Genomic DNA, 14,187 nt, shown 5'->3' on the forward strand with positions numbered 1-14,187 from the left:
TTTCGCTATGACGGTTTACGCAATCATCGGTGGCACCGGCCTGACCCAGCTGGAAGGTCTGAGCATTCGTCAGTCGCTGGCGGTGGATACACCTTATGGTGCGCCATCGGCCGAAGTCCAGATTGGCGAATACGCCGGCAAGGAAGTGCTGTTCCTCGCTCGTCACGGTCATCCGCATCGCTTTCCTCCGCACAAGGTCAACTACCGCGCCAACCTGTGGGCGTTGAAGCAGGCCGGTGCTGAAGCAATCATTGCGGTCAACGCTGTGGGCGGAATCCATCCTGCAATGGGTACCGGACATTTCTGCGTGCCGCATCAGATCGTGGACTACACCAGCGGTCGCGAGCACACCTATTTCGCCGATGATCTGGAACATGTCACGCACATCGACTTCAGCTTTCCCTACAGCGAGCCACTGCGTCAGCAACTGATTGCTGCGTTGGCCGCCGAAGGTTGCGAATACAGCGATCAAGGCGTTTACGCCTGCACCCAGGGCCCGCGTCTGGAAACCGTGGCCGAGATCGTGCGTCTGGAGCGCGATGGTTGCGATATCGTTGGCATGACCGGCATGCCGGAAGCGGCACTGGCTCGCGAGCTGGATCTGGATTACGCCTGTCTGTCGCTGGTGGTGAACCCGGCGGCGGGCAAGACCACGGCGGTGATCACCATGGCCGAGATCGAGCAGGCGCTGCATGACGGCATGGGCAAGGTGAAGTCGACGTTGGCGCGGGTACTCAAGGGCTGAGTCTGGCTCCGGAGTGACTCGAACGAACAGGCGCTGAGGATCTCAGCGCTTTTCAAACTTGTCCGGTAGCGGCGCAAACAGCGCCTCGATATCATCACTCTGCAACTTCCAGTCCCCGGCCTTGCGCCCATCCAGCACGCCGGCCGCCAGGTCAGACTTTTCCTTCTGCAGATGCTGAATCTTCTCCTCGACCGTCCCCCGGGCAATCATCTTGTAGACGAATACCGGCTTCTCCTGACCTATGCGATATGCACGGTCGGTTGCCTGGTTTTCGGTCGCCGGGTTCCACCACGGATCGTAGTGAATCACGGTGTCCGCTTCCGTCAGGTTCAGACCAACGCCGCCAGCCTTCAGGCTGATGAGAAAGATCTGACGCTTGCCGCTCTGGAATTCCTTCACAGGCGTGCGCCGATCCCGAGTCTGTCCCGTCAGCAACGCATAGGCGACGTTGCGCTTTTTCAGCTCATCCTCGATCAGTGACAGCATCGAAGTGAACTGCGAAAACAGCAGAATTCGCCGTCCTTCCTCAAACAACTCCTCGAGCATTTCCATCAGACTGTCGAGCTTGCCTGAGGTGCTGCCGCGAGCGGGCAGGGTGGCGTCGTTGACCAGGCGCAAGTCACAGCAGACCTGACGCAGCTTGAGCAGCGCTTCGAGAATGATGATCTGACTGCGCGCCACGCCTTTGCGGGTGATCTCGTCGCGAACCTTCTTGTCCATGGCCAGGCGCATGGTTTCGTACACGTCGCGCTGGGCCTCGTTGAGGTCGACCCAGTGGATGATCTCGGTTTTCGGCGGCAGCTCGGTCGCGACCTGTTCCTTGGTGCGGCGCAGCAGAAACGGTTTGATCCGACCGTTGAGGTGCTGAAGTCTGACTTCGCTGGCGCGTTTTTCGATCGGCACACGGTAATCGGCGTTGAAGCTTTTGACGTCGCCGAGCCAGCCGGGCAGCAGGAAGTGAAACAGCGACCACAACTCGCCCAGGTGGTTTTCCAGCGGCGTGCCGCTGAGGCACAGGCGTTGGCGGGCGTTCAGTTCACGGGCCGCCTGGGCGGCTTTGCTGTTCGGGTTCTTGATGTATTGCGCCTCATCCAGCACCAACACATGCAGTGGCTGCTTTGCGAGGCGCTCGACATCCTTGGGCAGCAGCGCATAGGTCGTGAGGATCAGGTCGTAATCGGCCAGATTCTCGAAATGTTTTTTGCGGCTGGCACCGTACAGGGCCACCACTTTGAGCTGCGGCGTGAAGTGCGCCGCTTCGTCCAGCCAATTCGGGATCAGGCTGGTGGGCATCACCACCATGCAGGGGCGATCCAGGCGTCCGGCATTTTTCTCGCTGAGAATGTGCGCCAGGGTCTGTAGGGTTTTGCCCAGGCCCATGTCGTCCGCGAGAATTCCGCCAACCTCAAGTTGCCGCAGCGACTGCATCCAGCTCAAGCCCTCGAGCTGATAAGGCCGCAGTGTCGCGTTCAGCCCTTCCGGCGCCTCGGCACTGTAGTCGCGGATATCGCGCAGGCGTTGGGCGAAGCTGCGAATCTGCTCGCCGCCCTCCCACAGCAGGGGGATGCCTTCCAGCGAGTTGAGGCGGATGGCGTCAGCCTTGCTCAGGCGCAGGGTGGTTTCGCCCGGCTCTTGCAGATAGAACTCGCCCAGCGTTGCCAGCACCGGTTTCAACCGGCCGAGGGGCAGGGCGACTTGCAAGGGGCCGTGCTCGCTGTTGCGTTGCGGGATGTTCACCAAAATCAACTCGTCGTCCCGTCGCCGGGCAAGGCGTTCGGGGTTGAGGATTTCCGTGTGCGAGCGCATCAGGTTGAGCAGGATAGGTAGCAGGCTCAGGCGTTCGCCATTGACGATGATGCCCAGCTCAAGATCGAACCAGTCCCGTTCCGGGGTCTGCTCGACCGTGGCATACCAGTCATCGACGGCTGTCAGGTCGAAGCCGAATTCATCATCGACCAGCAATTCCCAGCCTTGGGTGCGCAGCTTCGGCAGGTCGTTCAGGGTAAACGTCAGCCAGGCGCTGTCATTGACCATTTCATAGAGTTCGCCCGCGCTTTCCGGCAGGGCTTTGCTCTGCCGGGTGGCGATGCGAAAGCCGAGAATTCGCAGTTGCTCGCGGTAGCTTTGCTCGACGTCAGGATGGCGTTTGACCCGCAGGGTCTGTGCTTCCTGGCGAATCAGGATGTCGCTGTTTTTCTGGCCGCTGACGTATTCGTCGAGGTAGCTGAAAGACAGCGCGGCACGATGCTGGATGTAGCGCTGCATCTTGCCGTTGCGCGGCTCGAATGCGCTGAACTCGACACTGGCCAGCCACAGGCGCGGCACCGGTTGCACGTTGTCCACCAGTACTTGCGGCGGCGCCTTGGGGCTACGGTTTTCGAGGACGGCCTGGAGTTTTTCCAGCAGTTCGGCGTCTTTGGCGGCGGCGGGGTATTCGAGGGTTTCCTGCACTTGTAGCAAGACCGCCGCACAGTGTTTGCAGTTGCTGTGAACCGGGCAGGTGCACGTGGCGTCGACCATCAGCAGTGTGCCTTTGGCTGACTCACGCAGATGAATCGTCTGACGATAAATGTTGCCGCCAGAGCCTTCGCAACTGGCGGTAATGGTCGCATCGCCGACCTGCACGATCCGCACCCGGTTTTCCAGCGCGTAGCGGCGGCCACGCTCCAGGCTTTGTTCCTTGAATCGGCTGACCCAGGAGGAGGCCAGCGGTTTACTCAGAGGCGGGGACATAAGGACTTCAATCAGTCCGGTACGACTTCAGGCGCTTCCCGAGGCGCAGGCGCCGTCAGTGAAGTGATCTTGATCAGCAGGGCCAGGTGGCCGTTGTCCAGGTAGTTGAGCTGGCCGTTTTTGGTGTGGCTTTCCTGTTTCAGGCGTTCGCTGGCGGTGACCATGCCGTTGGCATCGATCTGGTTGACCCAGAAGTCGGCGTTCACGTCGGTGAAGCGCCCGAGCTTCATTTCGATCGTGCCCTCGATGGGGAACTGGCCGAACTGCTCCTGACCTTCGCTGACCGCGACCTTCGCCGGCGTCTCGCCCAGTGTCTGCTGCCAGGCTTTGTGCATCAGCACGCTGTACTCGCCGCTGGCGGTGAGTTTGGTGGCGACGTCGTTCAGCGCTGTGGTGCGCTTGCTGTCATCGCCCAGGCGTTGGGCGCCTGCGGCCCAGTCTTCGGGTGCGGCACGGCTGACGATGGCCGGCACGGCGTTCTGGCGCACCAGAATCATTTCGACCTGATACAGGTCGTCGGCAAACACCGAGGGTGCTACCAGAGTCAGTAGCAAAGTCAGAGAGCGAAACAGGCGCATGCGGCGTCCTTCAAGCAGTTTTCGGGATGAGGCGCTCGAACAGCGCCTCCACAGTATTAAAGCGCTCTTCCGGGCGCTCCATCGGCACCTGGAACTTGAACATCGTGGCGCCTTCGAATTTGTAGCGTTTTGGCTGACTCTGGATCAGTTTGATCAGGGTCATCGGATCGACCGGCGTCTGCGCCGCGAACTCGATGCGTCCGCCTTGCGGGCCGCCATCGACTTTCTTGATGCCCAGCTGTTCGGCCTGCAATTTCAGCGCCGTGATGCGCACCAGGTTCTTGGTCGGTTCCGGCAGCAGGCCGAAGCGGTCGATCATCTCCACTTGCAGATCCTTCAGGCCTTCCTCGTCGGTGGCCGAAGCGATGCGTTTGTAGAGGATCAGGCGTACATGCACGTCCGGCAGGTAATCTTCCGGAATCAGCGCCGGCACCCGCAGGTTGACTTCCGGGCCGCCGCCGAGCGGTTGATCGAGGTTCGGCTGTTCGCCCTTGCGGATCGACTTCACCGCGCGCTCGAGCATTTCCATGTACAGCGTGAAGCCGACCGCCTGAATCTGCCCACTCTGTCCGTCGCCCAGCAGTTCGCCGGCGCCACGGATTTCCAGGTCGTTGGTGGCCAGTACGAAGCCCGCGCCCAGATCCTGAGTATTGGCAATCGCCTCCAGACGTTTTTCCGCATCACCGGTGATCTGCTGGCGTGGCGGAGTCAGCAGGTAGGCGTAAGCCTGGTGGTGACTGCGGCCGACACGCCCGCGCAACTGGTGCAGCTGCGCCAGGCCGAACTTGTCGGCGCGCTCGATGATGATGGTGTTGGCGCTGGGCACGTCGATGCCGGTCTCGATGATGGTCGAGGCGATCAGCACGTTGAAGCGCTTGTGATAGAAGTCGCTCATCACCTGTTCGAGTTCGCGTTCACGCATCTGTCCGTGGCCGATGCCGATTCGCGCTTCCGGCACCAGTTCGGCCAGTTCGGCGGCGCATTTCTCGATGGTCTTCACGTCGTTGTGCAGGTAATAGACCTGACCACCGCGCAGCAGCTCACGCAGCAAGGCCTCTTTGACCGTGCTCTTGTTCTGCTCCATGACGAAAGTGCGCACCGACAGGCGTCGCGCCGGCGGCGTGGCGATGATCGACAGGTCGCGCATGCCCGACACCGCCATGTTCAGCGTGCGCGGAATCGGCGTGGCGGTCAGCGTTAGGATGTCGACTTCGCTGCGCAGGGCCTTGAGCTGTTCTTTTTGACGGACACCGAAACGGTGTTCTTCGTCGATGATCACCAGCCCGAGGTTTTTGATCTTGACGTCATCCTGCAGCAGCTTGTGGGTGCCGATGACGATGTCGATGTTGCCTTCGGCCAGCTCGGCCACCGCAGCGTTCACTTCCTTGGTCGACTTGAAGCGGCTCATCACTTCCACGGTTACCGGCCAGTCGGCGAAGCGGTCGCGGAAGCTGTTGTAGTGCTGCTGGGCGAGCAGGGTGGTCGGCACCAGGATCGCCACTTGCTTGCCGCCATGCACGGCGATGAACGCGGCGCGCATGGCCACTTCGGTCTTGCCGAAACCGACGTCGCCGCAGACCAGTCGATCCATCGGTTTCGGCGCGAGCATGTCTTCGCGCACGGCTTCGATGGTGGACTGCTGGTCCGGGGTTTCCTCGAACGGGAAACCGGCGCTGAAGGTTGCGTAGTCGGCTTTCGGATCGGCAAACGCGTAACCCTCGCGGGCGGCGCGACGGGCATAGATGTCGAGCAGCTCGGCAGCCACGTCGCGCACCTGTTCGGCAGCCTTGCGCTTGGCTTTCTGCCAGGTCTCGGAGCCGAGGCGGTGCAGCGGGGCCAGTGCATCATCGCTGCCGGTGTAGCGGGCGATCAGGTGCAGGTTGGCCACCGGCACGTAGAGCTTGGCGTTCTCGGCGTATTCGAGGGTCAGGAATTCTGCGGCCTGATTGTCGATTTCCAGAATCGTCAGGCCGAGATAGCGACCGACACCGTGGTCGATGTGCACCACCGGCGCACCTTCGCGCAGCTCGGTGAGGTTCTTGATCACCGCGTCGTTGTTGGCGTCGGCGCGTTTTTCGCGGCGGCGACGCTGCATCACGCGTTGGCCGAACAGCGGACTTTCCGCGACCAGTGCCAGCGCCGGGTCGTCCAGCATCAGGCCTTCGTCGAGCGGGGCAATGGTGATCGCCAGGCGATCCTTGCTCGCGACAAAGTCCGGCCAGCTGTCGACGGTTTTCGGTCGCAGCTTCAGACGGTCCAGCAATTCCAGCAGCACTTCGCGACGGCCGGCGGATTCGGCGGTGAACAGCACGCGCCCCGGGAATTCGTCGAGGAAGGCGGAAAGCGCGGCCAATGGTTGCGTAGCCTTGGCTTCGATCGCCAGATTCGGCAAGGCCTGCGCCGGGAAGCGCTCACGGCCGGCACCGGTTTCCACGTCCTGCTGACTGGCGACCACTCGCGGCCAGTTCTTCAGGCGGGCGAAACAGTCTTCTACCGGCAGGAACAGTTCGGCTGGCGGCAATAAAGGACGCGATGGATCGACGCGGCGTTCTTCATACCGATTGCGCACGTCGTTCCAGAAGTTTTCCGCCGCTTGCTCGATGCCCGGCAGCGAGAACACCTGGGTGTCCTGGGGCAGGTAGTCGAACAGGGTCGAGGTCTCTTCGAAGAACAACGGCAGGTAGTACTCGATACCGGCCGGCGTGATACCGCTGCTCAGATCCTGGAAGATCGGGCAGCGTCGGAAGTCGACGTCGAAACGCTCGCGAAAGCGCGCCTTGAAGCGGGTGACCGCGTCCTTCTGCAGCGGGAATTCCTTGGCCGGCAGCAGCTTGACCGAATCGACCTTGTCGATGGAGCGCTGGTTTTCCGGGTCGAAGGTGCGCAGGGTTTCGATTTCGTCGTCGAACAGATCGATGCGATACGGCAGTTTGCTGCCCATCGGGAACAGGTCGATCAGTGCACCGCGTACGGTGAATTCGCCGTGTTCGTAAACCGTGTCGACGTAGCGATAGCCGCTGGCTTCGAGCCGCGAGCGCATTTGCTCGACGTCGAGCTTCTGTCCGACATCCAGCACCAGGCTGCTGCCAAGCAGGAACTTGGTCGGTGCCAGACGATGCAGGGCGGTGGTGATCGGCACCACCAGCACGCCATGTTCCAGTTCCGGCAGTCTATAAAGGCTGGCGATGCGCTGGGAGATGATGTCCTGGTGCGGCGAGAACAGGTCGTAGGGCAGGGTTTCCCAGTCGGGAAAATGCAGAACGGGCAAATCCGGGGCGAAGAAGCTCAGCTCCTGCTCCAGCCGTTCGGCACTCTGGCTGTCGGCGGTCAGTAGCAACGTGAAGCGCTTGGCAGCGCTGGCAGCCTCGGCAATGGCCAGGCTCAGGGCGGCACCGGGGAGGTTGCCCCAGTGCTGTTTACCTGCCGCGGCAGGGAGAAGCGGTAGACGCAGAACAGGCACGGAAGGTTGAGCTCCAGGCGTTGCGACAAAGTCGGTAATTGTAGCGGCGTCCGGTGCCGCCTGTCAGTTGCAGACTGCGTCTATCTGCGCTGTTTCAGCGAAATGTAGTGGTAACCATAAAAACGAGCACTTTTTTGACGATTATGTAGTGCCGAAAGTGGGCGGTGTTACGGAGGGTTACAGACATCGTCTAACAGTCGTCGAAAAACTGACTGCGCTGAAAGGCCCGGTTTTACTGGGCTGGCGGAGAGCGTTATTTTTTTGGACGGAATTTTGTTACCGTTTGCGCGACAAGCGCGCATTGCTACGAGAGCTTCTCGGCGGCATAATGTAGCCCCTTTTTTCTGCCCCTACATGTGGAAGGTTCCCGTGACTCAGAAGCCCGACCAGTGTCTTGGTGAATGGATCGACCGTGAAGCACTCGCAGAAGCGATGATTCCGCTTATCGGTCAGCTCTACCGCAATAACAACGTGGTGAGCTCGATCTATGGCCGCAGCCTGATCAACCAGTCTGTCATCGCGATTCTCAAAGCTCACCGCTTTGCTCGCCATCGTTCTTCCGACGATAGCGAACTCTCCGTCCACGAAACATTCCCTCTGCTGAAGGCCATGAGCGAGCTCAAGCTCGGCGCGGCTTCGGTAGACCTGGGCAAGTTGGCGTTCAAATTCCGCAACGAAGGCAACGGCCGTACCGCCGAGCAATTCGTTCGTGAAGAAATGGCTGACGTGGTTGGCCAGCAGAACGCTTCGGCCCGCAAAGGCACTGACGTTGTGCTTTACGGCTTCGGTCGTATCGGCCGTCTGCTGGCGCGCATCCTGATCGAAAAAACCGGTGGCGGCGACGGCCTGCGTCTGCGTGCCATCGTGGTGCGCAAAGGCGCCGAAAACGACCTGACCAAACGCGCCAGCCTGCTGCGTCGCGATTCGGTACACGGTTCGTTCAACGGCACCATCACCATCGACGAAGAAAACAACACCATCACCGCCAACGGCAACCTGATCCAGGTTATCTACGCGAAAAACCCTACCGAAGTGGACTACACCCAGTACGGCATCAAAGATGCGCTGCTGGTGGACAACACCGGTGTATGGCGTGATGCCGATGGCCTGGGTCAGCACTTGCAGTGCCCGGGTATCGACCGCGTTGTTCTGACCGCGCCTGGCAAAGGCAAGCTGAAGAACATCGTTCACGGTATCAATCACAGCGAAATCACTGCTGACGACAAGATCGTGTCCGCTGCTTCCTGCACCACCAACGCCATCGTGCCGGTGCTGAAAGCCGTGAATGACAAGTTCGGCATCGTCAACGGCCACGTCGAAACCGTTCACTCGTACACCAACGACCAGAACCTGATCGACAACTTCCACAAGGGCGATCGCCGTGGTCGTAGCGCCGCGCTGAACATGGTAATCACCGAGACCGGTGCTGCCACCGCTGCTGCCAAGGCTCTGCCTGAGCTGGCCGGCAAGCTGACCGGCAACGCGATCCGTGTTCCAACGCCGAACGTGTCGATGGCCATTCTCAACCTGAACCTTGAGAAAGCCGCTACCCGTGAAGAGATGAACGAGTACCTGCGCTACATGGCGCTGCACTCCGATCTGCACAAGCAAATCGACTTCGTCAATTCCCAGGAAGTGGTTTCGACCGACTTCGTTGGTTCGCGCCACGCCGGTGTTGTCGACGCTGAAGCGACCATCACCCAGGATAACCGCGTTGTTCTGTACGTCTGGTACGACAACGAGTTCGGTTACAGCTGCCAGGTGATCCGCGTGATGGAAGACATGGCCGGTGTAAACCCGCCAGCCTTCCCGCGCTAAGCCTTAGCTGCAAATGAAAACGCCCCGACTTTGGTCGGGGCGTTTTTGTTTGTGCGCGATTCAGGTCAGTTGGGGATAGCCGCTTGTGCCGTGCGCAGTTCGTGCTTGTTGCCATGGAACAGCACCAATGTCGCGATCAACCCCAGCACCGCTGCGCCGCTCAGCCAGATCCCCGGCGCCGCCTTGTTGTCCAGCACATGAATCAGGTAAGTGCAGGCGGCTGGCGTGAATCCACCGAAGGTCGCGGTCGCCAGGCTGTAGGCCAGTGAGAAGCCGGTCGTACGAACTTCTACCGGCATGATTTCGGTCAGCGCCACCACCATCGCGCCGTTGTACGAGCCATACAGGAACGACAACCACAGCTCGACGATCAGCAGATGGCTGAAGCTCGGGTTCGCCACCAGCCACGACAGCGCCGGGTAAGCGGTCAGGATTGCCAGAATCGTCGCCGCCAGCAGCAGGGGTTTGCGACCGATCTTGTCAGAAAGCGCGCCCATCACCGGCAGCCAGAAGAAGTTCGACAGTCCGATGCATACCGTCACCAGTAACGCATCGAAGTCCGACAGGTGCAGTTCCGCCTTGCCGAAGGTCGGGGTGTAGGCGGTGATCAGGTAGAACGACACGGTGGTCATCACCACCAGCGCCATGCCGGCGATGACAATGCCGAAGTTCTGACCGATCGAACGAACGATTTCCTGCAGGGTAGGGCGATGTTTACGTGCCTGGAATTCCGGCGTTTCCTCCAGGGAACGACGAATGACGAAGATCACCGGAACAATCATGCAGCCGATCAGGAACGGCACACGCCAGCCCCAGTCGCCCATCTGTTCCGGGCTCAGCCAGTGGTTGAGGCCGACGCCGAGCAGACCGGCGAATACCACCGCCGCTTGCTGGCTGGCGGACTGCCAACTGACGAAGAAACCCTTGCGGCCAGGCGTGGCGATCTCTGACAGGTACACCGACACGCCGCCCAGTTCCACGCCGGCCGAGAAGCCCTGGAGCAATCGGCCGAACAGCACGATCAGCGGCGCGGCAACACCAAGGGTGGCGTACCCCGGCACGCAGGCGATCAGCACCGTACCGGCCGCCATCAGTGCGAGGGTGATGATCAGGCCTTTGCGACGGCCGTGACGGTCAATGTAGGCACCGAGGAAAATCGCCCCCAATGGACGCATCAGGAAGCCTGCGCCGAACGTCGCCAGTGCGAGCATCAGGGAGGCGAAGGCGCTGTCGGTGGGGAAGAAGGTCTTGGAGATGGCTACGGCGTAGAAGCCATAGACCATGAAGTCGAACATTTCGAGAAAATTGCCGCTGACAACGCGAAAAATCGCTTTGCCTTTGCCCGTGGTGGAGGACATGTTCAGGTACTCACTTTTTTGATTTTGTATGAAAGCGTTGCATCCGTTTGGGAGCTAGCGGGCTCTGTGGTCATAATGGCGGGCTCGGTTTTGCTCGGAGATGAAGAATTGTTAACTGGACGATGGGTAGTTTTCGTGATTCTTCTCGGTGTTTTGTCTGGCTGCGGCTCCGGCGACTCGATGGAGAGCTTCGGCGGCCCGACCATGGGCAGCACTTATTCGATCAAGTACGTGCGCCGCGCCAATCTGCCTGCCCCTCAGGATGTCCGCGTCGAAGTCGAGAAGATCCTCGCCGACGTCGACCAGCAGATGTCCACCTACCGTGCGGACTCCGATATTTCGCGCTTCAACGCGTTACCCGCCGATCGCTGTCAGACCATGCCGGCGCCGATCCTCGAATTGGTCCGGGTTGGCGAGCAGCTGTCGCAACAAAGCGAAGGTTCCTACGACCTGACCGTGGAGCCACTGCTCAATCTCTGGGGGTTCGGTCCGCAGGGGCGTGAAGAAAAGGTGCCCAGCGCGGCGGCGCTGGCTGAGGTGCAGAAACGGGTGGGCTACCGGCATCTGCGTGTCGATGGCGACCAGTTGTGCAAAGACGCAGCGGTCGAAGTCGATTTCAACAGCATCGCTGCTGGGTATGCGGTCGACACCATTGCCGCGCGACTCGACGCCATGGGCATTCATGATTACCTCGCCGAGGCCACGGGCGAGCTCAAGGCGTCCGGCAAGAAACTCGATGGCTCGCCATGGCGCATCGCGCTGGAAGAACCCCGTGACGATCAGCAGGTGGCGGAGCGGGTTCTCAGCGTCGATGGCTATGGCCTTTCCACGTCCGGCGACTACCGCAACTATTTTCAGCAGGATGGCCAGCGCTATTCCCACACCTTCGATGCCCGCACCGGGGCGCCGGTCCTACACGGTCTGGCGTCGGTCACGGTAATTCATCCTTCAGCGTTGATGGCCGATGGACTATCGACGCTGTTGTTGATTCTCGGGCCGGAAAGGGCCTGGGACTATGCCGAAAAACACGACATTGGTGCATTCTTTGTGATTCGTGCCGATACAGGTTTCGTCACCCGCACCAGTCAGGCTTTCGAGCGGCTCAGTGGCGCAAAAGTTGACTGAAGACAGTACGAAAACTGGCGTTGTAGTGCAGGCAAAAGTAGCCTACGACGCGACCAAGGGTTAATGTGCGCGGCGTTGACGCTTCTATAGACTGTGTCCGGGTTTTCTACTGGCCCCCAATTGTTCCTTCGCGCCGCCGTTCGGCGTGATTTAGCCGCCGGTGCTGCTGGCACCGCGGCCTGTTCTGAGGAGTACGCATGGCTGTCTACAACTACGACGTGGTGGTATTGGGTTCCGGCCCGGCGGGAGAAGGCGCGGCAATGAACGCCGCCAAAGCAGGGCGCAAGGTGGCGATGGTCGACAGCCGTCGTCAGGTCGGCGGTAACTGCACCCACCTGGGCACCATCCCGTCCAAGGCCTTGCGTCACTCGGTGCGGCAGATCATGCAGTTCAACACCAACCCGATGTTCCGCGCGATCGGTGAGCCGCGTTGGTTCTCCTTCCCGGACGTGTTGAAAAGCGCCGAGAAAGTCATCTCCAAACAAGTCGCTTCGCGTACCGGCTACTATGCCCGTAACCGCGTCGACGTGTTCTTCGGCACCGGCAGCTTCGCCGATGAGCAGACCATCGAAGTGGTCTGCGCCAACGGCGTGGTCGAGAAACTGGTGGCCAAGCACATCATCATCGCCACCGGTTCGCGCCCTTATCGCCCGGCGGACATCGATTTCCACCACCCGCGTATCTACGATAGCGACACCATCCTCAGCCTCGGCCACACCCCGCGCAAACTGATCGTTTACGGCGCCGGCGTGATCGGTTGCGAATACGCGTCGATCTTCAGCGGTCTGGGTGTACTGGTCGAGCTGGTGGACAACCGCGGTCAGTTGCTGAGCTTCCTCGACTCGGAAATTTCCCAGGCGTTGAGCTACCACTTCAGCAACAACAACATCACCGTGCGCCACAACGAAGACTACGACCGCGTCGAAGGCGTGGACAACGGCGTGATCCTGCACCTGAAGTCCGGCAAGAAGATCAAGGCCGACGCCTTGCTCTGGTGCAACGGCCGGACCGGCAACACCGATCAGTTGGGTCTGGAAAACATCGGCGTCAAGGTCAACAGCCGTGGCCAGATCGAAGTCGATGAGGCCTACCGCACCTGCGTGCCGAACATCTACGGTGCCGGTGACGTGATCGGCTGGCCGAGCCTGGCCAGTGCCGCCCACGACCAGGGTCGCTCGGCGGCCGGCAGCATCGTCGACAATGGCAGCTGGCGCTTCGTGAATGACGTGCCGACCGGCATCTACACCATTCCGGAGATCAGCTCGATCGGCAAGAACGAGCAGGAACTGACCCAGGCCAAAGTGCCGTATGAAGTGGGCAAGGCGTTCTTCAAGAGCATGGCGCGTGCGCAGATCGCCGGCGAGCCGCAAGGCATGCTGAAGATCCTGTTCCACCGTGAAACCCTGGAAGTGCTGGGCGTTCACTGCTTCGGTTATCAGGCATCGGAGATCGTGCACATCGGTCAGGCGATCATGAACCAGCCGGGTGAGCTGAATACCCTGAAGTACTTCGTCAACACCACGTTCAACTACCCGACCATGGCCGAAGCCTATCGGGTAGCGGCGTACGACGGCCTCAACCGGCTTTTTTGACGGGCTCCGGCCGGTGGCCTGAGCCGGCCGGGGAGACCGATTTCAGCTATTCCCAAGGGTGGCAGTGGCCAAACCGGGAAAGTCTGTAATCAGGCTGTCAACGCCGAAGTCGGCGAGTCTGCGCATCAGCGCAGGCTCGTTGACGGTCCACACCGACACGTGCAGACCCTGGCGCTGCGCCTTCTGAAGGCGTTCCGGCGTACACAGCGTCCAGTTCAACGCGAGAATCTCGCAGCCATAACTCTGAGCGACCTTCAACGGGTCGAGCCAGGCGTATTCGGCCACCAGGCCGCGCGATACGTCGGGCACCAGATCCAGCGCAGCCTTCAATACTTCCCTTGAACTCGAGGTGATCGTCACCTTGTCGAGCAGCCCGTGCCTGACCGCCATTTCGCGGATGGCCAGCACGGTGGTCGCGGCGCGGGTGCGCGAAGCGCTTTTGACTTCGAGCTGCCAGTGATCGAAATCACATTTTTCGAACAGTTCTTCCAGCGTCGGAATCGGACACGGCTTGATCCAGCCCGGGCCACCCTTGCGGGCGTCGTAGGTCACCAGGTCGGCGGCGGAGTGCTCGACCACCTTGCCACGGCGCTCGGTGGTGCGCTTGAGGGTCGGGTCGTGGATGACCATCAGCTCACCGTCCTTGGACAGGTGCAGGTCCAGTTCGCAACGGCGTACGCCGTGCTTGAGACATTCCTGAAAACTGGTCAGGGTGTTTTCCGGTGCTTCGCCCTTGGCGCCGCGGTGGCCGTAGATAAGGGTCACGGTTCTTCCTTAA

General features: G+C 60.7%; 9 protein-coding genes. 4 read left to right on the plus strand and 5 right to left on the minus strand.

Annotated features, from left to right (window positions below; all coding sequences use genetic code 11):
* The first annotated feature begins 7 nt into the window (after nucleotides 1–7).
* Nucleotides 8–745, plus strand: coding sequence for an S-methyl-5'-thioinosine phosphorylase (locus tag AC1RR7_RS00230; RefSeq protein ID WP_085733486.1), 738 nt, complete (start codon nucleotides 8–10; stop codon nucleotides 743–745).
* Nucleotides 746–787: 42 nt separating this feature from the next.
* Here AC1RR7_RS00230 and AC1RR7_RS00235 read toward each other — a convergent pair whose 3' ends face one another.
* The 3 genes from AC1RR7_RS00235 to mfd are packed head-to-tail and all read right to left on the minus strand — an operon-like array spanning nucleotide 788 to nucleotide 7,516.
* The gene (locus tag AC1RR7_RS00235) at nucleotides 788–3,478 is read right to left on the minus strand and encodes a DEAD/DEAH box helicase (RefSeq protein ID WP_102621843.1); all 2,691 of its coding nucleotides are present in this window, start codon (nucleotides 3,476–3,478) and stop codon (nucleotides 788–790) included.
* An 11-nt stretch (nucleotides 3,479–3,489) separates the two neighbouring features.
* Nucleotides 3,490–4,056: a CsiV family protein gene (locus tag AC1RR7_RS00240; protein ID WP_096822086.1), complete on the minus strand. Its 567-nt coding sequence runs from the start codon at nucleotides 4,054–4,056 to the stop codon at nucleotides 3,490–3,492.
* Nucleotides 4,057–4,066: 10 nt separating this feature from the next.
* Nucleotides 4,067–7,516 (minus strand): transcription-repair coupling factor, encoded by a 3,450-nt coding sequence (mfd, locus tag AC1RR7_RS00245; protein ID WP_493155633.1) that lies wholly within the window; start codon nucleotides 7,514–7,516, stop codon nucleotides 4,067–4,069.
* A gap of 354 nt (nucleotides 7,517–7,870) precedes the next feature.
* On the opposite strand from mfd, the gene AC1RR7_RS00250 reads away from it, so the two are divergent.
* On the plus strand, nucleotides 7,871–9,334 hold the full coding sequence (locus tag AC1RR7_RS00250; protein WP_096822084.1) for a glyceraldehyde-3-phosphate dehydrogenase: 1,464 nt from the start codon (nucleotides 7,871–7,873) through the stop codon (nucleotides 9,332–9,334).
* 65 nt (nucleotides 9,335–9,399) lie between these two features.
* On the opposite strand, the gene AC1RR7_RS00255 is transcribed toward AC1RR7_RS00250, so the two are convergent.
* Nucleotides 9,400–10,692: an MFS transporter gene (locus AC1RR7_RS00255; protein ID WP_096822083.1), complete on the minus strand. Its 1,293-nt coding sequence runs from the start codon at nucleotides 10,690–10,692 to the stop codon at nucleotides 9,400–9,402.
* 75 nt (nucleotides 10,693–10,767) lie between these two features.
* On the opposite strand from AC1RR7_RS00255, the gene AC1RR7_RS00260 reads away from it, so the two are divergent.
* Nucleotides 10,768–11,817: an FAD:protein FMN transferase gene (locus AC1RR7_RS00260; RefSeq protein ID WP_493156951.1), complete on the plus strand. Its 1,050-nt coding sequence runs from the start codon at nucleotides 10,768–10,770 to the stop codon at nucleotides 11,815–11,817.
* 197 nt (nucleotides 11,818–12,014) lie between these two features.
* Nucleotides 12,015–13,409 carry a Si-specific NAD(P)(+) transhydrogenase gene (gene sthA, locus AC1RR7_RS00265; RefSeq protein ID WP_007984277.1) on the plus strand — a complete coding sequence of 465 codons (1,395 nt, stop codon included), beginning with the start codon at nucleotides 12,015–12,017 and terminating at the stop codon, nucleotides 13,407–13,409.
* Nucleotides 13,410–13,451: 42 nt separating this feature from the next.
* On the opposite strand, the gene AC1RR7_RS00270 is transcribed toward sthA, so the two are convergent.
* A complete protein-coding gene (locus AC1RR7_RS00270) occupies nucleotides 13,452–14,174 on the minus strand; it encodes a glycerophosphodiester phosphodiesterase (RefSeq protein WP_249490102.1) in 723 nt (240 codons plus the stop codon).
* Nucleotides 14,175–14,187 lie beyond the last annotated feature (13 nt).

The sequence above is a fragment of the Pseudomonas sp. GW821-FHT11G12 genome (assembly GCF_058808055.1).

What these genes read in the sequence shown, in the direction of transcription:
- AC1RR7_RS00230 (WP_085733486.1), top strand. Translation starts at nt 8, where the DNA reads ATGACGGTTTACGCAATCATCGGTGGCACCGGCCTGACCCAGCTGGAA.
- AC1RR7_RS00235 (WP_102621843.1), bottom strand. Translation starts at nt 3,478, where the DNA reads ATGTCCCCGCCTCTGAGTAAACCGCTGGCCTCCTCCTGGGTCAGCCGA.
- AC1RR7_RS00240 (WP_096822086.1), bottom strand. Translation starts at nt 4,056, where the DNA reads ATGCGCCTGTTTCGCTCTCTGACTTTGCTACTGACTCTGGTAGCACCC.
- AC1RR7_RS00250 (WP_096822084.1), top strand. Translation starts at nt 7,871, where the DNA reads ATGTGGAAGGTTCCCGTGACTCAGAAGCCCGACCAGTGTCTTGGTGAA.
- AC1RR7_RS00255 (WP_096822083.1), bottom strand. Translation starts at nt 10,692, where the DNA reads ATGTCCTCCACCACGGGCAAAGGCAAAGCGATTTTTCGCGTTGTCAGC.
- AC1RR7_RS00260 (WP_493156951.1), top strand. Translation starts at nt 10,768, where the DNA reads ATGGCGGGCTCGGTTTTGCTCGGAGATGAAGAATTGTTAACTGGACGA.
- sthA (WP_007984277.1), top strand. Translation starts at nt 12,015, where the DNA reads ATGGCTGTCTACAACTACGACGTGGTGGTATTGGGTTCCGGCCCGGCG.